The sequence below is a fragment of the Brachybacterium sp. J144 genome, from assembly GCF_036321705.1.
Taxonomy (GTDB): domain Bacteria; phylum Actinomycetota; class Actinomycetes; order Actinomycetales; family Dermabacteraceae; genus Brachybacterium.
The window spans coordinates 98,247-118,059 of sequence record NZ_JAZDCG010000005.1; the positions used below are offsets into that span (position 1 = coordinate 98,247).

Here is a 19,813-nt window from a genome sequence, read left to right on the forward strand (position 1 = left end):
GGTGGGTGGGCGGAGATGTGAGCTCTCCGGCGCTTAGAACAGCGTGGACCAGTAGTCCCAGAACCTCACGGCGATGAGTGCCAGGATCACGAGGTACCAGGCCACAAGCATCGGGATGCGGAACTCGATTACGAGACGGGCACCCCGGCGAATGGCCGGGGTGGAGCTGTCTGCCAGAGCGCGGAGATGGTGAATCGTGGTGAACCAGAACAGCGGGATGGTCACTGCCCACACGACCATGCAGTAGGGGCACAGTGCCCCGATCTCGTACAGGCTCTGCCCGATCAGCCACTGCACGAAGAGCACCGCAAAGGTCACGCCTGCCTGGATGAGCACACTCATCCAGCGCGCCACACGGGCGCCGGCGAGGAACGCGAATCCGAGCGCGAGAACGGCCGCGAAGCCGGCGATGCCGAGGATCGGGTTGGGGATGCCGAAGGCTGAGGCCTGCGGGGTGTCCATCACGGAGCCGCAGGAAAGCACCGGATTGAGACTGCACGAGGGGACGTAGCTGGGGTCCTCGATCAGAGCAATCTTCTCGACCAACAGCACAACGGCCATGACCAGGCCGATAGCGCCGCTGACGGTGAAGAGCATCCCCAGGCCGCGCGGAGCCCTCGAATCCCGAGGCTCCCCGGCGGCCGGGCCGTCAGCCTTCAAGTGCGGCATCGAGAGGATCCGTGAGGTCCTCGACGCGGGTGGGCTCCAGGCGCTCCCCGTCGACGAAGAAGGTGGGAGTGCTGGTCACGCCGAGCGCCTCCGCGTCGGCAGCACTCTGCTCGATGCGTTCGAGGGTGGCCGGATCGTCATAGACTTGCTCGAAGCGTTCCATGTCGAGCCCGAGCTCCTCGGCGTACCCGAAGAACGCCTCCCGCTGCGAGGTCTCCTGGTGACTCCACTCGGCGGAATTCTCGAACAGCGCCTTGTACATGGCTTCGAACTCGCCCTGCTCTCCGGCGGCCTCAGCCGCCTTGGCGGCTTCGACAGAATTTCCGTGCAACGGCAGGTACCGCACCACAAAGGTCACGCGGTCGCCGTACTCGGCGCGAATCTCCTCGATCGTGGGGTACAGGGACAGACACGCCTCACATTCGAAGTCCAGGTACTCCACGAAGACGGCATCGCCACCTTCGGACAGCCGGGGACTGTCTTCTCGCACGAGCTGGGCTGACGCGGAACCCGTGCCCTCGGCCGGCGCCGATTCCTGCTCGTCGGGGTTGAGGAAGATGATGAACCCGGCGAGGACCAGCGCAGCTGCTGCGATCAGTCCCAGGGTGAATTTTGTGCTCCTGCTCATGCGGCGGGTCCTCCCACAGTCGACGTCTCGCGCAGATCCTGCCGGATCGGCCTGGACGGCCCCTGCGCGCCCACCCCTTGTGTGCGTGCGGCCCGCATGCCGTTGGCGATCACCACGACTTCGGCGACCTCGTGCACGAGCACCACTGCGGCCAGACCCAGCACCCCGAACAGTGCCAGCGGGAACAGCACCACGATGATCGCCAGCGCGAGGGCGATGTTTCCGGTCATGATGCGGCGGCCCCGGCGAGCATGTGCCAGAGCGGCCGGGATCTGTCGCAGGTCCGTGCCGGTGAAGGCGACGTCGGCCGACTCGACTGCTGCTGCCGTGCCGGTCGCTCCCATCGCGATGCCCACGGTCGCTGACGCGAGGGCGGGCGCGTCGTTGATGCCGTCTCCGATCATCGCGGTCGGAGCCTGCTCCGAGAGGCGACGGACGTGGGCGGCCTTGTCGGCGGGCAGCTGCTCGGCATGGACTTCCTCGATGCCGGCCTCTGCCGCGATCGCGCGAGCGGTCAGGGTGTTGTCTCCGGTGAGCATGACGGTGCGGATGCCTTGGGCATGCAGCGCAGCAACCGTCGCGGCAGCTTCCGGGCGCAGCTCGTCGCGGACGCCGACAGCGCCGATCACCTGGCCGTCCTCCTCGACCAAGACGACGCTCATTCCACCTGCGGCCATCTCGTGGGTACGGTCCTCGAGCTGGCCAGGGGAGATCCAGCGGGGACTTCCTACGCGCATCAACCGGCCACCGATGTTGCCGGTGATGCCGTGTCCGGGGGTTTCCTGGACATCGTCGGCGTCCACCGTGGTATCTGTTGCGGCGAGGATGGCGGTGGCGAGGGGGTGAGCGCTGGCGGATTCGAGAGCAGCGGCCGCTACGAGGACCTCCTCGCGGCTGCGGCCCTCGCTTGTGGCGACATCCACGACCCTGGGTTCGTTGCGGGTGAGCGTCCCGGTCTTGTCCAGTGCAACAGTGCGGATCGTCCCGAGCTGTTCGAAGGCGGCGCCGGACTTGATGACCACGCCGAGCTTGCTCGCGGAGCCGATCGAGGAGATCACCGTCACCGGCACGGCGATCGCCAACGCGCAGGGCGACGCGGCGACGAGCACCACCAGGGCACGCTCGATCCAGATCGCCGGTTCTCCGGTGAGGACGCCGATCAGTGCGACCAGTGCGGCGACGATCAGCACCACGGGGACGAGGGGGCGGGCGATGCGATCAGCGAGGCGCGCACGTTCGCCCTTGGCGGCGTGGGCCTGCTCGACCAGGCGCACGATCTGGGTCAGCGAGTTGTCTCGGCCGTCAGCCGTAGCGCGCAGTGATAGAGAGCCCGAGCCGTTGACCGAACCGGCATGCACCTCATCCCCAGGGCCGACCTCGACCGGTATGGACTCGCCCGTGATCGCGGAGGTATCCATCCAGGAGCGCCCGGAGACGATGACCCCGTCCGTGGCCACCTTGTCGCCCGCGCCGAGCAGGAGCACGTCGTCGGTGCGGACCTCCGCAGCCGCGATGGTCTCGGGACCTCCCGGGCGTGAGACGCGGGCAGTCTCGGGGATGAGCGCGAGCAGTGCCCGCAGGCCCTGCTTCGCGCGATCCATCGACCGGTCCTCGAGCGCCTCTGCGAGGGAGAACAGGAACGCCAATGCGGCGGCTTCGCCGATGTGCCCCAACAGCACCGCACCGAGCGCGGCAATGGTCATCAGCAGGCCCACGCCGAGCCGACCGCGTCCACGGCCCTGCACAAGGCGACGCAAAGTGCCGGGGACGAAGGTCCAGGCCCCGGCCAGCAGGGCGAGAACGTGGGCCGCGAGAGCGACTGTGCTGAGCCCTGCCCAACCGATCAAGAGCCCCGCTACCCACAAGACACCGGATGCGACCGGCAGCATCAGCGCACGATCGCGCCACCACGGTGAGAGCTGTTCGAGCTCGAGTGCCTCCGGCGGATCCGTCAGGCCGCTACTTCCGCAACATGCATCCTCCACCACTGGGGCCACGGGCGGTGCGGGCTTCTCGGGGCCGCAGCATTCGTCGCTCATCGCGTGCCCGCCTTGGAACGCACCTCGACGGAGGCATCGCAGCACAGCGGGATGCCGCAGTCCTCATCGGTGCACGGACGGCCATCATCGACCGCCAGCACAGTCTCGACCAGCCCTGAGAGCGCCTTGGTCAGATGCGCGTCGGCGATCTCGTAGCGCGTGCGCCGCCCCTCGGGGGAAGCGACCACGATGCCACAGCCGCGCAGGCAGGAGAGGTGATTGGACACGTTGGTACGGGTCAGCGACAGCTCTTCCGCCAGTACGGCGGTATAGCCGGGATGGTCGAGGATCGACAGCAGGATGCGGGACCGGGTTGGGTCGGCCATGGCACGGCCGAGACGATTCATGACCTCGAGGCGCGAAGCTTTAGTCAGCATGCACTGACCATACAGCTGCGGCTGCCGCCAGCGGTACCGCCTTGACGCGGGCAGTGATGTTCTCAGCCGCCACCCGCAACTCACAGATGGTCCTCCCGCTCGCGCTATCGCTTCCCGATGCCCTGGCGATCGCACCACGCGCAGTGGTTACTCAGACTCTCGTCGAACTCATCGCCATGATCGTCCTCGTCCGCCTCCTACCTGCCACCGTCCCGAGGAAGACGACAATCCCGTAACTGGTCGTTTAGGACACGGGTGCCCGCCGGGATGCCCCTCGGCGGTGCACGCAGACTGCAACGTCGCCACGAGCTGCGTTCACCGCTGTGCGCGGCTCGGCGGAGAGTAATTCTCAACCGAACGATGCCGACCCCCGGTAACCGGGGAATTATGAAGTTATGTCTCTCCTTGCGTTGGTCAGTGGGACGTCGCGGATTCAGGGAGGATTTCGGCCAATAGGTTGCGAACGTGGGTGTCGATGTCGTCGCGGACTTGGCGTGCTTGCTCGAGTGTGCTGTCTGCTGGGTCGCGGAGGTCCCAGTCTTCGTAGCGCTTGCCGGGGTAGATCGGGCAGGCATCCCCGCAGCCCATGGTGATGACCACGTCTGCCGCGCGGACGACATCGTCGGTGAGGGGCTTGGGGAACGCGGAGGCTAGATCGATCCCGATTTCTCGCATGACTTCCACGGCCCGCGGGTGCAGTGCATCGCTGGGTGTGGAGCCGGCGGATCGGACGTGCACTCGACCAGCAGCGTGGTGATCCAGCAGTGCGGCGGCCATCTGGGAGCGGCCTGCGTTCTGGACGCACACCAGCAGCACTTCGGGGACATCGTGCGGGGCGGCGCCCTTGGACTGGGCGAGCGCGGTCAATCGGTCTCGAGCGAAGCGCTCGGTGAGTGAGGGCAGGTGTGAGGTGATCTTGGAAGTGCGAGCCAGGGCGGTGTAGGACTCGAAGACGTATTGGTCGACCGTTTCGGTGGCGAACACTCCGGTGAAGCGGCGGGAGAGGTCCTCGGTGATGCTGTGGAGGACGTGCTCGGCGCTCAGGAGCGAAGGGGTCTCACGCTGCGATGTCATCTTGACCCCTCAGTTCTGAGCCGGGGCGGTCGGGGCGTCCTGCGGGAGGAGGCTGGCAATGAGTTCCTCGATGCGTGCGCGGATCTCATCGCGCACGGGGCGAACCTCTACGACTCCTTTGCCGGCCGGGTCCTCGAGCTTCCAGTCCTCGTACCGCTTGCCGGGGTAGAACGGGCAGGCATCCCCGCAGCCCATGGTGATGACGACGTCGGAGGCCTGGACGGACTCGGGGGTGAGGATCTTCGGATTCTGGTGGGAGATGTCGATGCCGACCTCGGCCATCGCCTCTACTGCGGCGGGGTTGATCGAGTCGGCGGGCGCGGAACCGGCGGAACGCACCTCGATGCGGTCACCGGCGAGCTCACGCAGCCATCCCGCCGCCATCTGGGAGCGGCCGGCGTTGTGGACACAGACGAACAGGACACTGGGACGTGCGGTCACGAGGATCTCCAAAGCAGGCAGTAGGGAATCAGGCGATATCGAGGAAGGCGCGGAGTTCTGCGAAGGCCGACGGAACGACGGAGTAGTGGGCCCAACGACCCTTCTGCTCGCGCGTGAGCAGGCCGGCGTCGACGAGCTTCTTCATGTGGTGGCTGACGGTGGGCTGGCTGATCCCGAGCGGTTCGGTGAGGTCGCATGCACAGACTGAATCGCAGCCCTGGGTGGCGACGTGGGAGAGGAGCCGGAGGCGTGTGGGATCGGACAGCGCCTTGAGCAGGGACGCGATCCTCTCGGCGTCGACGATGTCGACGGGCCCGGCGGACAGCGTGCAGCACTCGTCGGACGGGGTGCTCTCCTTGATCCCGGCAGCAACAGTCTGGGTCGTCGTGGTCATGCCCTCACCTTACATTGACAGTCATCGATGTACAGCATAGCGTTCGGATCGATATCCGTCGATGGAAGGTGCCGAACACTGATGAGTACGACCACCAAAAACGTGGAGCAGCCACGCGTGATGAAGGAGATGTCCTTCCTGGATCGCTGGCTGCCGGTATGGATCCTGGCCGCAATGGTCGTAGGGCTCCTGCTGGGACGGTTCATCCCCGGCCTGAACACCGCTCTGGAAGCGGTGAAGATCGGCTCCGTCTCCCTGCCTATCGCGATCGGGCTGCTGGTGATGATGTATCCGGTCCTCGCTAAGGTCCGCTACGACGAGACCCGCCGCATCGGCGCGGACAAGCGACTGCTGATCTCTTCGCTGGTGCTGAACTGGCTGATCGGCCCTGCACTGATGTTCGCGCTGGCGTGGATCTTCCTGGCCGACCTGCCGGAGTACCGCACGGGCCTGATCATCGTCGGCCTCGCCCGCTGTATCGCCATGGTGCTCATCTGGAACGATCTTGCCTGCGGTGACCGCGAGGCTGCCGCCGTGCTCGTCGCGATCAATTCCGTCTTCCAGGTCATCGCCTTCGGTGCCCTGGGCTGGTTCTACCTCCAGGCGCTCCCCTCGTGGCTGGGGCTGCCGACCACGTCGGCAGAGTTCTCGATCGGCGCGATCGTCCTCAGCGTGCTGATCTTCCTCGGGATCCCCCTGGTCGCCGGGTTCCTCACGCGCGTGGTCGGGGAGCGAGCGAAGGGCCGTACCTGGTACGAGGAGCGCTTCCTCCCGAAGATCGGCCCGTGGGCCCTGTACGGGCTGCTGTTCACCATCGTGTTGCTGTTCGCGCTCCAGGGCGACGCGATCATTTCCGCTCCGGGGGACGTGGCCCGTATCGCCCTGCCGCTGTTGGTCTACTTCGTGGTGATGTTCCTGGGGTCGTTCCTGGTCGGCCGGGCGATCGGCCTGAACTACGCGAAGTCCACGACCGTCGCCTTCACCGCCTCGGGCAACAACTTCGAGCTCGCCATCGCCGTCGCCATCGGCACCTTCGGCGTCACCTCCGGCCAGGCTCTCGCGGGTGTCGTCGGCCCCCTGATCGAGGTCCCCGTCCTCGTCGGCCTCGTCTACGTCGCCCTTGCGATGGGTCGCCGCCTGTTCCCCGGCGACGCCACCGTCCCTCCCCGATGACCAGCAGAAAGATCGAGTCACGATGACTACGAAACGTCCCGCAGTCCTGTTCGTGTGCGTGAAGAACGGCGGCAAGTCCCAGATGGCCGCGGCCCTCATGCGCCACCACGCCGGAGACGCCGTCGAGGTCCACTCCGCCGGCACCCGGCCCGGCAGCTCCATCAATGCGCAGTCTGCGGAGGCGATCGCCGAGGTCGGTGCGGACATGTCCTCCGCTGTTCCGCAGCCGGTCACCCCGGAACTGCTGCGCAGCGTCGATCACGTGATCGTCATCGGTGGCGAAGCCGTCATCGAGCCGGTCGACGGGATGGCAGCGCCGGTGACCACCTGGCACACCGATGAACCCTCCCACCGCGGCATCGAAGGGATGGAGCGCATGCGCCTGGTCCGCGACGACATCGACGCTCACGTCCGCGCGCTCCTGACCGACCTCACCCAGACCTCGAACTGACCTCACCAGCAGCAAGGAGTCCCATCGTGCTCACCACCGCAACGACCTCGCATCCCGTAGTCATCATCGGCGCCGGCCCCATCGGCCTGGCCGCCGCCGCCCAACTCTCCGAACGCGGCCTGCCGTTCGTCGTCCTCGAGGCCGGATCCACGGCAGCAGCGGCGATCACCGATTGGGGACACACCAGGCTGTTCTCCCCGTGGCAGTACAACCTCGATGCCGCCGCACAGCGCCTCCTCGAGGCCAGCGGCTGGATCGCCCCCGATAGCGAGGCTCTGCCGACCGGTCACGAACTGCGCGAGCAGTACCTCGAACCTCTCGCGCACCTTCCTCAGATCGCCGAGTCGATCCGTTACGACGCGCGAGTGACCGCTGTCTCCCGCGCTGGCATGGACAAGACCCGCACTGCACGTCGCGAGGAGACACCCTTCCTGGTCCGGATCCAGACCGCTGATGGATACAGCGACGACGTGCTCGCCTCCGCCGTCATCGATGCGTCCGGCACCTGGTCCGCGCCGAATCCGCTGGGCCAGGCGGGGCTCCTCGCTCCCGGTGAACGACAGGCCCTCGCCGCGGGTCGCATCACACCGCCACTACCCGACGTGCAGGGCCGTGATCGCGAGCGCGTCGCCGGCAAACGCGTCATGGTGACGGGTGCCGGCCACTCGGCCGCCAATACCCTGCTGGACCTCGCAGAACTGGACGCCGCCACCACGATCATCTGGGCCGTTCGCACCGCTGACCTCACCCGCGTGTACGGGGGCGGCGAGCAGGACGAGCTCGCAGCGCGGGGAGCCCTCGGCTCACGACTGCGCCAGCTTGTCGACTCCGGACGCATCGAGGTCCTCACCTCGTTCACCATCACCCACTTCAGCCTCGAGGACTCGTTGACTGTTCATGCGGTGACCCCGAACGGGAAGCGAGAGGTGAGCGTCGATGTGCTGGTGCCAGCCACCGGGTTCCGCCCCGATCTCGGAATGCTCGCTGAGCTTCGCCTGAACCTGGACCCAGCCGTCGAGGCACCTACGCAGCTGGGACCGCTCATCGACCCCGAGTTCCACTCCTGCGGTTCGGTCGAACCCCACGGGGAGCGAGTCCTCGCCCACCCGGAGAAGAACTTCTACATCGTCGGCATGAAGAGCTACGGACGCGCGCCCACGTTCCTCATGGCGACCGGCTATGAGCAGGTCCGCTCCATCGCGGCGGCGCTGGCCGGCGACCGCGAAGCAGCAGACGCGGTCCACCTCGAACTGCCAGAGACCGGCGTGTGCACCACCGACCTCGGCGGCAGCTGCGACGCCCCCGCCCCAACCAGCGACGCCTGCTGCTCCAGCCCGCAACTGGTCGAGCTCTCCGTCGGCCGATAAATAGACAGCGGGACGGCACAACGCTCAGTGCCGTTCCGCTGGGCTACACCCGAGGGCGCAAACCTGTGCCAGATCGGCCGTAATTGGCGCTGTGGGACGGGAAGATCTATAGGCACAGATTCCGGTGAAGCGGAGGGAGAGGTCCTCGGCGATGCTGTGGAGGACGTACTCGGTGCTCAGGAGCGAGGGGGTCTCGCGCTGGTACGCCGAGAGGGAGATGCTCCTGTCCGGCCCTCTGGCTGGGTCACGTCAGGTGCGTGCCCAGCGGCTCGGGTTCGGTGTCTTCCTCTGGGGTGCGTCCGACGCTGCCGATGGCCTGGAACAGGAGGGAGGGTCTCCCGCCGAGAGAGTTGACGAAGATCGTGGTCACGGACAGGGCCATCGCGACCATCGCCCAGACCGGGTAGACCAGCCCGGTGGCGGCGGCGGGGATGCCGATGCCGTTGAACACGAACGCCAGGGCGACGTTCTGCCGGGTGCGGTGGTAGCTGGACCGACTCAACTGCTGTGCGGTCAGGATCGCGCGTAGGTCGTCGCGGACGATGACCACGTCGGCGGACTCCATGGCAATGTCGGTCCCGCCGCCCATGGCGATGCCGACGTCGGCCTGCATCAGGGCGGGGGCGTCGTTGATGCCGTCCCCGACCATCGCCACCCGGGTGCCGCCAGCCTGGAGCTCGCGGACGAGGTCGGCCTTGTCCTCGGGCAGCACCTCGGCCCGGACCTGCTCGATGCCGACCTGTGCGGCGACGTGGGCGGCGGCCCGCTCGTTGTCGCCGGTCGCCAGCACCGGGGTGATGCCTGCTGTCCGCAGCTGCTCGACGGCCTCGACCGCCTCGGCGCGAATCTCGTCGCCGAGGGCGATGACACCCAGCAGGTGCCCGTCGGCAGCGACGGCCACCACGGTCCGTCCGATGTTCTCCAAGCGCTGGACGGTGGCCGCGACGGGGGTCAGGTCGATGCCGTGGTCGGTCAGGAAGCCGGGCCGCCCCACCACCACGGTCTGCCCGTCGACGGTGGCGGTGACACCGAAGCCGGTGACCGAGGCGAAGTCCCGGGCGGCCGGTACCGGCAGGCCGCGGGCGGCGGCGGCGGTGACGATGGCCCGCGCCAGCGGATGCTCGGAGGGGGCCTCGGCCGCCGCGGCGGTGGCGAGCACGTCCGCCTGACCGGTGCGGGCCTCGATCTCCCGGACGGCGGGCCGGCCCTTGGTGAGGGTGCCGGTCTTGTCCAGCACAATGGTGCGGACCTGTCCGAAGGTCTGGAACGCCTCCCCGGTGCGCATGATGATGCCCCGGTCGGCGGCCTCCCCGGCGGCGCGCACGATGGCCAGCGGTGCGGCGATCCCCACCGCGCACGGGTAGCCCATGACCAGCACGCCGATGCCGGCGAACACCGCCCGGCGCACGTCGGGCTCCCCGGCCAGCGCCCAGGACCCCAGCAGCCAACCGACCAACGCGAGAGCGGCCACGATCAACACGGTGGGGGTGTAGACCCGCAGCACCCGGTCGACCAGGTGCAAGATGCCGGGCTTGAGCGCCCGGGCGTCCTCGACATGGCGCACCACCTGGGCCAAGAAGCTATCCGCCCCGGCCCGGGTTGCCTGCACCAGCAGGGTGCCGGCACCGTTGATGGACCCGCCGATCACCTCGCCGCCGGCCGACCGTTCGGCCGGGACCGGCTCGCCGGTGACCAGGGACAGATCGAGGGTGGAGTAGCCCTCGACCACCCGGCCGTCGATCGGTACCCGGTCCCCGGGCCGGATGCGCACCAGGTCACCCTCCGCGACCTGGGCGACGGGGACCTCCTGCTCGGCACCGTCGCGAACCAGGCGGGCGGTGTCCGGCTGCAGGCTTAGCAGCTTGCGCACGGACTGGCTGGAGCGGGTCTTGACCAGCAGGGAGAGCCACTCGGAGAAGATGTGGTAGTTCGTGACCAGCACGGTCACCGCGAAGAAGGGCGCGGTCGGGTAGTCCGGAAAGGCGCCGGTCAGCCCGATGATTCCGCCGATGATGCCGGCGAACGCGCCGACCTCCAGCAGCACGTGCTGGTTGAGGATGCCGCGCCGTGCGGCCTGGTAGGCCATTCGCAGGATGTGTGGGGCGACGGTGAACACCACCGTCAGGGCCAGGGCCCCGGTCAGCCACCCGGCGGCCGGTTCCCCGATCAAGCCCCACTGGCGAGCCGTATAGGCCAGTGCGGCCGGGGCGAGCATCGCCACGGCACCGAGGGCGGCGCGGACACGGCCGGCTGGGCGCAGGATCGCGTAGGAGACCGGGACCATCAGGGCCACGACCGACGCGGGCACCAGCACCGACCAGATGCCGGAGACCTCCAGGATCAGGGCAATGGCGGTGAGGCTGACCGCGATCGCGGCCAGCAGGCGCTTGCCCTCCCGGACGAGCTCGGCCTCCTCCTCCTCGAACGGGCGGAGCTTGCGCGGGTCGTACAGGTCGTAGCCGATGTCGCGCAGTATGCCGAGGATGGCCTCCGGCCGGATGAGGCCCGGGTCGTAGTCGACCAGGGCCTGCTCATGGGTGAGGCTGACCGCGACCTTGTCCACGCCGGGCTGGCGGCCCAGCGCCTTCTCGATGGTGCCCGTGCACAGTGAGCAGTGCAGGCCCGCGATCCGTGCCCGGAGCCGGGCATGCCCGGCCAGGTGATTGGGCTCCTCCGCCCACAGCTGGTCTTCCTGTTCCGTCTGAGTCACAGTGCTCGTTCCTGTCTCGGAGTCGTTGCCCTGCGCCGGTTCACTCGATGACCGGGTAGCCGGCCGCGGCGAGCCGCTCGGCAATCGCTGCGGTGCTGGTCTGGGAACTGTCGAAATCCACCCTCACCTGGTTGGTGGCGGAGTCCGGGGCAACGTCCCGCACGCCACCAAGGCGGGTCAACGCCTTGCGGATCGCGTTCTCACAACCGCCGCAGTGGATGTCCTCGACACGGAACGTCTGAGTAGTCATCACACACACCTCCTGTAGGTGCGACCGAGCATAAACCTTCCATTCGACTGGAAGGTCAAGCGGGGGGCCTCTATCCCGCGATTGGTGACGAGGCCGCCCGGGCTCGACCGGGCGGTTGGCCCTCCCGTTCTCAGGAAGGCCGAAGGCGGTCATGGCCGGTAGAAGAGCGCCCGCGCTGGAGGGCCTGCACGAAAGGGCCGAACCGCCATGCCACTTAGCGACCACCGAGCCCAGCAGGTGATGAACACCCTGGCCGCATGTGTCGTGAAGCATGCGGAGTGCGCCAAGGACTGCGCGAACCAAGGCAACGCGGACCTGGCCGACTGCATCTCGCCGTGTTCTGACTGCGCCCCGCTGGGTCGGGCGTGCATCCCGCTGCTCGCCCGCGGCAGCGAGTTCTCCGCCGCGATGTGCGGCACGTGCCCCGACGCTTGTGAACGATGCGCGCAGGAGCGCGGCCGTGCCGGCATGCTCGAGTGCGCCGAGGCCAGCCGGGCCGCGGCGGAGGCTTACCGACAGGTGACCGGTGCCGCCGCCTAACCCACCCGGGGCCGCTTGGGCGAGGCCGCCTTGTGTCGGACGTGCTCGATCAGCCGGCAGGTCCCGCTGGTCTCCGGCAGACGGTCGGCTTCGGCCGCAAGCTCGGTCAGCTGCCGACGAAGGCCTTCCAGCTCTCGGATTCGGCGGTCGATGGTCTCCACCTGGGCATCCAGCACACCGTGCACGTAGGAGCACGGGGCCTCTCCGCGTTCGCGGAAGGTGAGGATCTCCTTGACCTCGTCCAGGGTGATGCCCAGACGCTGGGCCGTGCGGATGAACGTCAGCCGGTCGGCGTAGGACCCGTCATAGTCCCGGTAGCCCGACGGGGTGCGAGCCGGCGCCGGCAGCAGCCCGATGGACTCGTAGTACCGGATGGTCTTCGGATTCACGTCACCAAGCCGGGCCAGCTCTCCGATCTTCATCCTCGTATATTACAGCCAGATGGAAGGTTTTGCGGTCGCGGCGGACCCGCTCCGCCAAGACGCGGCGGCGTCGAGTTCGATGAAACGACCTCTCGGCGTGTGCGGGCGGGGCTCCCGAAACCAGTGCTTGCGAGATGCGGTCACCTCGGCGGCTTGACCTTCCCCTCCAGGGCAAGGTGCAGGCTGAAGGCAACACTGCACACGGGAGGCGCCACGGGGGCCTCCCCAAAGGTTTTGGGAGGACCCATGTCGGACGCTGTCACCTCAGAGGTCGACCTGGCGATCATCGGGTCCGGGGGCGGTGCCTTCGCCGCCGCGATCCGTGCCACCACGCTGGGCAAGCGGGTGGTGATGATCGAGCGGGCCACGGTCGGGGGCACCTGTGTGAACACGGGGTGCGTGCCGTCCAAGGCGCTGTTGGCCGCGGCCGCGGCCCGGCACACCGCGCTCGACGCCACCCGGTTTCCCGGGATCACCGCGACCGTGGGGCCGGTGGACATGCCGGCTCTGGCCACGGGCACGGCCGAGCTGGTCGAGACGATGCGGGCCGAGAAGTACCTCGACCTGATCCGGGAGTACGGCTGGGACCTGATCCGGGGCGAGGCGGCGTTCGCCGGCACCCCCCAGGACCCGGTGCTCGAGGTCACCGGGCCCGATGGCGCCCGGTCACGGGTGCGAGCGGCCCACTACCTGGTGGCCACCGGCTCTGCCCCGGTCGTCCCGGAGATCCCGGGCCTGGGCGCGGTCGACTACCTGACCTCGACCACTGCCATGGAGCTGGCCGAGCTGCCGGAGTCGCTGCTGATCCTCGGCGGCGGCTACGTGGCCCTGGAGCAGGCGCAGCTCTTCGCCCGGCTGGGCGCGCGGGTGACCCTGGTCGTCCGCTCGCGGCTGGCCTCCCACGAGGAGCCCGAGGTCTCCCGGACCCTGGCGAGCGTCTTCGCCGACGAGGGGATCCGGGTGCTCCGCCGCGCCACCCTCTCCTCGGTCGCCACCGACCCGGACACCGGGGAGGTGCTCGCCAGCGTCACGGGACCCGGCGGGCCGGAGACGGTCCGGGCCTCCCACGTGCTGGTCGCGGTCGGGCGGCGCCCGGTGACCGAAGGGCTACACCTCGCGGCGATCGGAGTCGAGACCGGTGCGGACGGGGAGGTCCTCATCGATGTCCGCACGCGCACCTCCCACCCCCGGGTGTGGGCTGCCGGGGACGTCACCGGCCACCCGCAGTTCGTCTACGTCGCCTCCGCCCACGGGGTCACCGCAGTGGAGAATGCCTTCAACGACGCCGGCCAGGAGCTGGACTACACCCACCTGCCCCGGGTCACCTTCACCACCCCGGCCGTGGGCGCGGTCGGGATGACCGACCAGCAGGCCCGCGCGGCCGGCATCCGCTGCGAGTGCCGGGTCCTGCCCCTGGAGCACGTGCCGCGGGCCCGGGTCAACCGCGACACCCGCGGGTTCGTCAAGATCGTCGCCGACGCCGACACCGGGCGCATTGTTGGCATCACGGCGGTGGCGAAGGAGGCCGGAGAGCTCGCCGCGGCCGGGGTCTACCTCCTGGCCGCGGGCATGACGGTCGACCAGGTCGCCACCCTGTGGTGCCCGTACCTGACGATGGCCGAGGGGCTGAAGATCGCCGCCCAGTCCTTCCGCACCGACGTCTCCAAGCTCTCCTGCTGCGCCGCCTGAACCCCGGCACCCCCGCCCCCGGTCGTCCCCCCGCCGGGCAGTAGCCTTGTCCCGAGGAGACCGGCCCGGAGGCGGTCCTGGAGCGAGGTGTGCCGTGCGTATTGGTGAAGCCGCCGCAGCGGCCGGCCTGACCCCCAAGGCCCTGCGGTTCTACGAGCAGCAGGGACTGCTGCCCCCGGCCGCACGCTCGGCCAACGGGTACCGCGACTACCCGCCCGCGACGCTTGCGCGCCTGCGCTTCATCCGCCGCGGCCGGGCCGCCGGACTCACCCTGGCCGAGATCCGGGACATCCTGCGGACCCGCGACGCTGGCCAGCCCCCGTGCGCCCACGTGGCCGACCGGCTGGCCCGACAGCTGACGGCCCTGGACCGGCAGATCGCCGAGCTCACCGCCCGGCGCGCCACCGTGGCCGAGCACTACGAGACCGCCGCTCACGGCGAGCCCTCCCGGTGCGATGCCCAGCAGATCTGCAGCTATTTGTGAAGCGGGCCCGCACGCATACCGGTCCATGACGGGTTTCCTCGCAGACGCAGACCGCCACTTAGCGATCACAGAAGACCGCCATGTAGCGATCACATCCACACATCGTGCCCACCGTCGTCCCGATCAAAAAGACGGCTGTTCCATAACGGGCTGTCTAGGACACGGGCGCTCTGCCCCGCTGGGGTATACCCAGTGGCGCACCCAGACCGCGACGTCGCCACGGTTGAGAGCATGGCCCCGCAGAGCATTTCGTGACAGATCTGTCTACCGTGCAGCGCCGAACACCTCAACGTGACATCCGGAGGACCTGCTCCCTGGCCAACCGAGCACCCGCGGCACGAGATGCATCACTGTTGCGCGCGGATCAGCCGGAGAATAATTCTCAACCAAACGATGCCGGTCCCCGGCAACGGGGATCGGCTGCGCGTGACGAGCACGAGTCGGATCGTCGGCGGCTGGGGACAGGAACACGAGATCACCGAGGCCGGCTGCGAGCTCGTGGCGGACGGCCTGGACTGAGCCGAGCCGTCCCGGGACGGTCTCGCCTCAGGGCTGGAGTCGGCGCACCGGCTGGCGCAGCACCGTGCGCAGACGCTCTGGGGCGGCCCGTCGCGGATCCCCGAGATAGATCTCGTGGTGAAGGCCGGTCCGCTCGAGGCCGCGAGACGGAATCTCCTCATCGTGCATCCGCTCGAGCACGGGCCCCTCGGCGTCATACGGGCCGACGTGCAGGGTCTGCACGCAGAGCCCTCCCTCGAACTCCTCCCAACGGACCGCGGAGCCCTCCCTCACCGCGTCCACGTCGGCGGCGGTGATCCACTCGGGCGTCATGAGCATCAGCCGCCACTGCCAGCGGTCCTTGTCGCACCGGGAGGTGAAGGCCTCCATATCCTCGGCCCACCACAGACCTTCGAGCGGCGGGACCACGTCATCCCGGCCCAGTTCCCGCGTCGAGCGGAACGTCAGCCGGTAGGCGAGCGGGTAGAGCGCCCCGAGCGCCGCCTTGTACTCCGTGATCAGCCGCACCGGGACCAGCGAGCCGGAGTTCGCCGACCCCTGGGCGCTGCAGGCCTTCGCCGACTGGCGCGAGGCGGAGCAGGGCCGGGACGCCGAGGCGTGGATCGCTGTCTTCCAGCGCTTCACGGCGGGACCGCATCGCACCCGCGAGCAGGTCGATCCGGCGGTGTGGGAGCTCATCGACACCATGGCCCGCGACACCCTGGCCGAGCACCTGCGGGTCGGACCCGACGGGCTGCCGCTGCCGCCGGAGCCGCCCACCCCGGTCACCGGCACCTGGGATCGCCTCGGGTCGATCACCGTCCCCGTGCTCGCCCTCTCCGGGGCGCTCGACGGGGACGACCATCGCGCGATGGGCGCGCGGCTCGCGCGCTCGGTCGGCGGGCCCTCCCGCCATGTCGAGATCCCCGAGGCGGCCCACTACCCGAATCTCGAGGCGCCGGAGCGGTTCACGGGCGAGGTGCTCCGGCTCCTCGGCGCCCTCTGAGCTTCCCCTCCTCGACGATCAGCCCGTGCAGCTCCGCGAGCTCCGGCACGCTGAATCCCGCCACCGCGAGCGCGGGGCGGATCGCCCGGGCGAAGGCTCGGTAGGACCCGGGCACCTCGGCGCCCCGGGCTGCGAGGGCCCGCCGGGCGTACTCGTCGCACAGGAACGCGGGCCGACGGAAGCAGTAGAGCGAGATCGCGTCGGCCGTCTCCTCGCCGATACCCTCGACGCCCAGCAGCTCGCGACGCAGCGCCTCGTCCGGGAGGTCCGCCGCCGGGACGGCGCGCGCCGCCCACCAGGTGGCCAGCGCCTGCACGCGACGCGGTTTCGTGCGCGGGAAGCCGGCGGCGCGGACCAGCTCCCGCACCCGCTCCTCCTCGGCCGCGGCGAGCGGGGCGGCCTCCCGGAGGCCCGCGTCGGCGAGCGCCGCGAGCGCCGCGGCGGCCTGCTCCCAGCGGCTGCGCTGGACCAGCACCGCGCCGAGCGCGATCTCGAAGGGCTCCTCCCCGGGCCACCACCAGCCCAGCGGGCCGTGGCGGGCGAGCAGCTCCCGCTGCAGGTCCCGGAGGTCGATCACGCCTCGTAGGCTGTCACGTCCTCCGCGGCGACCGCCAGCCGCACCGCGGTGCCCGGCACCAGATGACGGCGGGCGACCTCCTGGGGAGGGAGGTCGGCGGCGAGGTCCTCGGTCTGCACCCGCACCAGGTCCCCGCGCGGGGCGAGGCTCTGTACGGTGCGTGGCAGTCCGCCGTCCTCGACGAGCCGCACCGCGGCCGGGCGGAAGGCGGCGAGGACCGCCGTGCCCGGGACGAACGCGCAGCGGGCGGAGAGGCCCTCGCCGCCCCCGAGCGCCACGCGACTCCCGTCCCAGGTGCCGCTGACCAGGTTCAGCCCGGCGAAACGGGCCGCGAATGCCGTACGGGGGCGGGCGAGCAGCTCGGCCGTCGGCCCCTGCTCCCGGACCGTGCCCTGATCCAGCACGATGACGCGGTCGGCGAGGGTGAGCACGTCGAGCACGTCGTGGCTGACGATCAGCGCGGTCCGCTCGGCGAGGAAGTCGCGCAGCTGCTCGCGGAGCGTCGGCGCGACATCGACGTCGAGCGCCGCCATCGGCTCGTCCAGCAGCAGCAGCCGGGGATCCGCGGCGAGGGCGCGGGCGATCGCGACCCGCTGCGCCTGCCCGCCGGACAGCTGCGTCGGCCGACGCCCCGCGAGCGCACCGATCCCCAGCTCGTCCAGCCAGCGATGGGATTCCTCCCGCGCCCGCGACCGCGCCATCCCCTGGGAGCGCAGGGCGAAGCGGATGTTGCCCGCCGCGGTGAGATGCGGGAAGAGCACCGGATCCTGTCCGAGGGTCGTCACCCGGCGCCGGTGTGGCGGGACCCACGCGCGGGGCCCCGAGAGGATCCGCCCGTCGAGCGCGACCTCGCCGGAGGACGGGCGGAGGGTGCCCGCGACGAGGGCGAGAGCCGTCGACTTCCCCGCCCCGTTCGGACCGATCAGCGCGACGGTCTCCCCGGCGGCGACCTCGATCTCCAGGTCCACCCGGCGCTCGGTGACCGCGGCGCGCAGCGACAGGCTCATGCCGCACTCCGCCGGTGTGCGAGGGCGATGACCACGATCGCGACCAGCATCAGCAGGAAGGACAGCGCGACGGCCGCCGCGGGGTCGCTCTCGCGTCGGAGGTAGATCTCGAGCGGCAGGGTCCGGGTGGTGCCCTGCAGCGAGCCGGCCACGGTGATCGTCGCCCCGAATTCGCCGAGCGCCCGGGCGAAGGACAGCACGGTCCCGGAGCCGAGGGCGGGCAGCACGAGCGGCAGCGTGATGTGGGTGAGGACGCGCGTGGGCCGCGCGCCGAGAGACGCGGCGGCCTGCTCGTAACGGGTCCCCGCCGTGCGCAGCGCCCCCTCGAGGCTCAGCACCAGGAAGGGCAGCGCCACGAAGGTCTGGGCGAGCACCACGGCGGTGGTGGAGAAGGCGATCTGCACCCCCAGCACCTCAAGGTGCCGCCCCAGCAGACCCTGCCGGCCGACGGTGTAGAGCAGCGCGATGCCGCCCACCACCGGCGGGAGCACCAGCGGGATCAGCACGAGCGAGCGCAGCAGCGACAGCCCGCGGAAACTCGACCGGGCCAGCAGCAGCGCCATCGGCACCCCCAGCAGCACGCACAGCACCGCGGTGGTGAGCGAGGTCTGCAGGCTCAGCCGCAGCGCCGCGAGCGAGGACTCCGAGGTGATCAACGCCCAGTACCCGGTCCACTCCACCCGGCTCGCGAGCGCGAGGAGCGGCACGAGCACGAACAGCCCGCCGAGGACAGCGGGGATCAGGACCCAGCGGGGGAGGGAGCTCATGCGCCGCCGAAGCCGTACTCGGCGAGGACCGACTGCCCCGCCTCACCGGTCACGAGGTCGATGAACTCCTGGCCCAGCTCGGCATGCGCCGCGTCCTTCACCGTCGTGATCGGGTAGACGTTCACCGCCTTCGAAGCCTCCGGGAAGGCGATGCCCTCCACCGCGTCCCCGGCCTTGCGGACGTCGGTGACGTAGACCAGGCCCGCATCCGCCTCGCCGCTCGTGACCTTGTTCAGCACGTCGGTGACGGACTGCTCCTCGCTCACGGGGGAGAACTCGAGCCCGGCCGCCTGCTCGACGGTCTCGGACGCGGCGCCGCACGGCACCTCCGGCGCGCAGACCACGAGGTTCAGCCCCTCCTCGGTGAGGGAGGCCAGATCGGTGACGCCCCCGGGGTTCCCGGCCGGGACGGCGATCATCAGGGTGTTCGTCGTGAAGTCGACGGGATCGGCGGCCTCGAGCCCGACGTCGGTGAGCTTGGCCATGTTCCGTTCGTCGGCGGAGGCGAAGACGTCTGCGGGGGCGCCCTGCTGGATCTGCTCGACGAGGGTCGAGGAGCCGGCGACGTTGAACTCGACGGTGACGCCGTCGTGCTCGTCCTCGAACTGCTGCCCGAACTCCTCGAACGGCTCCTGCAGGGACGCGGCGGCGAAGACCTGCAGGGTGACCGCCTCCTCGGCGGATCCGGCCTCCTCGCCGCCGCCGCCGCAGCCGGCGGCGAGGAGGGCGAGGGCCGCGGCCGCGGCGAGCAGGCGGATGGGGTTCCTCATCGGGAGGCTCCTTCTCGGAGCTCGGGGGCCGCCTCGATGACGACCGTGGTGGCCTTGACGACGGCGCTCGCGACCTTGCCGGGCTCGAGCCCCAGCTCGCGCGCGGCCTCGCTGCTCATCAGGGACACGACCCGGAAGGGGCCGCACTGCAGCTCCACCTGGGCCATGACGGTGTCCATCACGACCTCGGTCACGAGGCCGACGAATCGGTTGCGGGCTGACGAGGCGGTCCGCCCGTGCGCCTCGGGGGTCACGGCCAGCTTGCGGGCGAGCCGCGCGACCTCCGTGCCCTCGAGCACCCGGCGCCCGGCGGCGTCGGTGCCCGCGGGCATCGTGCCCTTCTCGATCCATCGGCGCACCGTGTCCTCGCTGACCCCGAGGAAGGTGGCCGCCTCGCGTACCCGCAATTGCGTCATGAAGGGCAGTCTAAACCCGCAGGTGCGGCGAACAACAGGCAGACCGTCCTCAAGGAGCGGTGGG

Annotated in this window: 23 protein-coding genes; 7 read left to right on the plus strand and 16 right to left on the minus strand. The window is 69.8% G+C overall.

All coding sequences use genetic code 11. The features are described 5' to 3' along the window. Positions 1 to 33 precede the first annotated feature (33 nt). The 7 genes from V1260_RS03535 to V1260_RS03570 all read right to left on the minus strand — a co-directional run bounded on the left by V1260_RS03535 (position 34) and on the right by V1260_RS03570 (position 5,622). A complete protein-coding gene (locus tag V1260_RS03535; RefSeq protein WP_031306885.1) occupies positions 34 to 669 on the minus strand; it encodes a vitamin K epoxide reductase family protein in 636 nt (211 codons plus the stop codon). Next, positions 650 to 1,297 carry a DsbA family protein gene (locus V1260_RS03540; RefSeq protein WP_329745410.1) on the minus strand — a complete coding sequence of 216 codons (648 nt, stop codon included), beginning with the start codon at positions 1,295 to 1,297 and terminating at the stop codon, positions 650 to 652. Before V1260_RS03540 ends, V1260_RS03535 begins: the two co-directional genes overlap by 20 nt. Beyond that, the gene (locus tag V1260_RS03545) at positions 1,294 to 3,336 is read right to left on the minus strand and encodes a heavy metal translocating P-type ATPase (protein WP_329745411.1); all 2,043 of its coding nucleotides are present in this window, start codon (positions 3,334 to 3,336) and stop codon (positions 1,294 to 1,296) included. The genes V1260_RS03540 and V1260_RS03545 overlap by 4 nt, the downstream gene beginning before the upstream one ends. Beyond that, the gene (cmtR, locus tag V1260_RS03550) at positions 3,333 to 3,713 is read right to left on the minus strand and encodes a Cd(II)/Pb(II)-sensing metalloregulatory transcriptional regulator CmtR (protein WP_031306883.1); all 381 of its coding nucleotides are present in this window, start codon (positions 3,711 to 3,713) and stop codon (positions 3,333 to 3,335) included. The genes V1260_RS03545 and cmtR overlap by 4 nt, the downstream gene beginning before the upstream one ends. 414 nt (positions 3,714 to 4,127) lie before the next feature. Further along, positions 4,128 to 4,787, minus strand: a complete 660-nt coding sequence (locus V1260_RS03560; RefSeq protein ID WP_329745412.1) for an arsenate reductase ArsC — start codon at positions 4,785 to 4,787, stop codon at positions 4,128 to 4,130. Between the two features lie 9 nt (positions 4,788 to 4,796). Next, entirely contained in the window at positions 4,797 to 5,228 is a 432-nt protein-coding gene (locus V1260_RS03565; RefSeq protein WP_329745413.1) for an arsenate reductase ArsC, read from the minus strand. Positions 5,229 to 5,256: 28 nt separating this feature from the next. Further along, positions 5,257 to 5,622, minus strand: coding sequence for an ArsR/SmtB family transcription factor (locus tag V1260_RS03570; protein WP_087484024.1), 366 nt, complete (start codon positions 5,620 to 5,622; stop codon positions 5,257 to 5,259). Positions 5,623 to 5,703: 81 nt separating this feature from the next. Here V1260_RS03570 and arsB point away from each other — a divergent pair, with 81 nt between their 5' ends. The 3 genes from arsB to V1260_RS03585 are packed head-to-tail and all read left to right on the plus strand — an operon-like array spanning position 5,704 to position 8,613. Next, complete coding sequence (gene arsB / locus V1260_RS03575) at positions 5,704 to 6,795, plus strand: ACR3 family arsenite efflux transporter (RefSeq protein ID WP_329745414.1); 1,092 nt, start codon at positions 5,704 to 5,706, stop codon at positions 6,793 to 6,795. Between the two features lie 22 nt (positions 6,796 to 6,817). After that, positions 6,818 to 7,246 (plus strand): arsenate-mycothiol transferase ArsC, encoded by a 429-nt coding sequence (locus tag V1260_RS03580; RefSeq protein ID WP_329745415.1) that lies wholly within the window; start codon positions 6,818 to 6,820, stop codon positions 7,244 to 7,246. Between the two features lie 26 nt (positions 7,247 to 7,272). Continuing rightward, positions 7,273 to 8,613 (plus strand): FAD-dependent oxidoreductase, encoded by a 1,341-nt coding sequence (locus V1260_RS03585; protein ID WP_329745416.1) that lies wholly within the window; start codon positions 7,273 to 7,275, stop codon positions 8,611 to 8,613. 244 nt (positions 8,614 to 8,857) lie between these two features. Here V1260_RS03585 and V1260_RS03590 read toward each other — a convergent pair whose 3' ends face one another. Together V1260_RS03590 and V1260_RS03595 are read right to left on the minus strand one after the other, a co-directional pair. Continuing rightward, on the minus strand, positions 8,858 to 11,323 hold the full coding sequence (locus V1260_RS03590) for a heavy metal translocating P-type ATPase (RefSeq protein WP_329745417.1): 2,466 nt from the start codon (positions 11,321 to 11,323) through the stop codon (positions 8,858 to 8,860). A gap of 40 nt (positions 11,324 to 11,363) precedes the next feature. Then, a complete protein-coding gene (locus V1260_RS03595) occupies positions 11,364 to 11,573 on the minus strand; it encodes a heavy-metal-associated domain-containing protein (RefSeq protein WP_329745418.1) in 210 nt (69 codons plus the stop codon). 207 nt (positions 11,574 to 11,780) lie between these two features. On the opposite strand from V1260_RS03595, the gene V1260_RS03600 reads away from it, so the two are divergent. Further along, positions 11,781 to 12,113: a hypothetical protein gene (locus V1260_RS03600; RefSeq protein WP_329745419.1), complete on the plus strand. Its 333-nt coding sequence runs from the start codon at positions 11,781 to 11,783 to the stop codon at positions 12,111 to 12,113. On the opposite strand, the gene V1260_RS03605 is transcribed toward V1260_RS03600, so the two are convergent. Then, positions 12,110 to 12,535, minus strand: a complete 426-nt coding sequence (locus tag V1260_RS03605; RefSeq protein ID WP_329745420.1) for a heavy metal-responsive transcriptional regulator — start codon at positions 12,533 to 12,535, stop codon at positions 12,110 to 12,112. The genes V1260_RS03600 and V1260_RS03605 overlap by 4 nt on opposite strands. Positions 12,536 to 12,781: 246 nt before the next feature. Between V1260_RS03605 and merA the strand changes: the two genes are divergently transcribed. Together merA and V1260_RS03615 are read left to right on the plus strand one after the other, a co-directional pair. Beyond that, a complete protein-coding gene (gene merA / locus V1260_RS03610; RefSeq protein ID WP_329745421.1) occupies positions 12,782 to 14,224 on the plus strand; it encodes a mercury(II) reductase in 1,443 nt (480 codons plus the stop codon). Positions 14,225 to 14,318: 94 nt separating this feature from the next. After that, positions 14,319 to 14,708: a heavy metal-responsive transcriptional regulator gene (locus tag V1260_RS03615; RefSeq protein WP_329745422.1), complete on the plus strand. Its 390-nt coding sequence runs from the start codon at positions 14,319 to 14,321 to the stop codon at positions 14,706 to 14,708. A 546-nt stretch (positions 14,709 to 15,254) separates the two neighbouring features. Here the strand turns inward: V1260_RS03615 and V1260_RS03620 are convergent. Continuing rightward, on the minus strand, positions 15,255 to 15,734 hold the full coding sequence (locus V1260_RS03620; protein WP_329745423.1) for a GyrI-like domain-containing protein: 480 nt from the start codon (positions 15,732 to 15,734) through the stop codon (positions 15,255 to 15,257). On the opposite strand from V1260_RS03620, the gene V1260_RS03625 reads away from it, so the two are divergent. Continuing rightward, positions 15,721 to 16,212 (plus strand): alpha/beta fold hydrolase, encoded by a 492-nt coding sequence (locus tag V1260_RS03625; protein ID WP_329745424.1) that lies wholly within the window; start codon positions 15,721 to 15,723, stop codon positions 16,210 to 16,212. The two genes, V1260_RS03620 and V1260_RS03625, sit on opposite strands and share 14 nt — an antisense overlap. Here V1260_RS03625 and V1260_RS03630 read toward each other — a convergent pair. The 5 genes from V1260_RS03630 to V1260_RS03650 are packed head-to-tail and all read right to left on the minus strand — an operon-like array spanning position 16,175 to position 19,749. Further along, positions 16,175 to 16,789 carry an endonuclease III gene (locus V1260_RS03630; RefSeq protein ID WP_329745425.1) on the minus strand — a complete coding sequence of 205 codons (615 nt, stop codon included), beginning with the start codon at positions 16,787 to 16,789 and terminating at the stop codon, positions 16,175 to 16,177. The genes V1260_RS03625 and V1260_RS03630 overlap by 38 nt on opposite strands. Then, complete coding sequence (locus tag V1260_RS03635; protein ID WP_329745426.1) at positions 16,786 to 17,796, minus strand: ABC transporter ATP-binding protein; 1,011 nt, start codon at positions 17,794 to 17,796, stop codon at positions 16,786 to 16,788. The genes V1260_RS03630 and V1260_RS03635 overlap by 4 nt, the downstream gene beginning before the upstream one ends. After that, positions 17,793 to 18,563, minus strand: coding sequence for an ABC transporter permease (locus V1260_RS03640; RefSeq protein WP_329745427.1), 771 nt, complete (start codon positions 18,561 to 18,563; stop codon positions 17,793 to 17,795). The genes V1260_RS03635 and V1260_RS03640 overlap by 4 nt, the downstream gene beginning before the upstream one ends. Next, positions 18,560 to 19,333 (minus strand): molybdate ABC transporter substrate-binding protein, encoded by a 774-nt coding sequence (modA, locus tag V1260_RS03645; RefSeq protein ID WP_329745428.1) that lies wholly within the window; start codon positions 19,331 to 19,333, stop codon positions 18,560 to 18,562. The genes V1260_RS03640 and modA overlap by 4 nt, the downstream gene beginning before the upstream one ends. Continuing rightward, complete coding sequence (locus tag V1260_RS03650; protein ID WP_329745429.1) at positions 19,330 to 19,749, minus strand: TOBE domain-containing protein; 420 nt, start codon at positions 19,747 to 19,749, stop codon at positions 19,330 to 19,332. The genes modA and V1260_RS03650 overlap by 4 nt, the downstream gene beginning before the upstream one ends. Positions 19,750 to 19,813 lie beyond the last annotated feature (64 nt).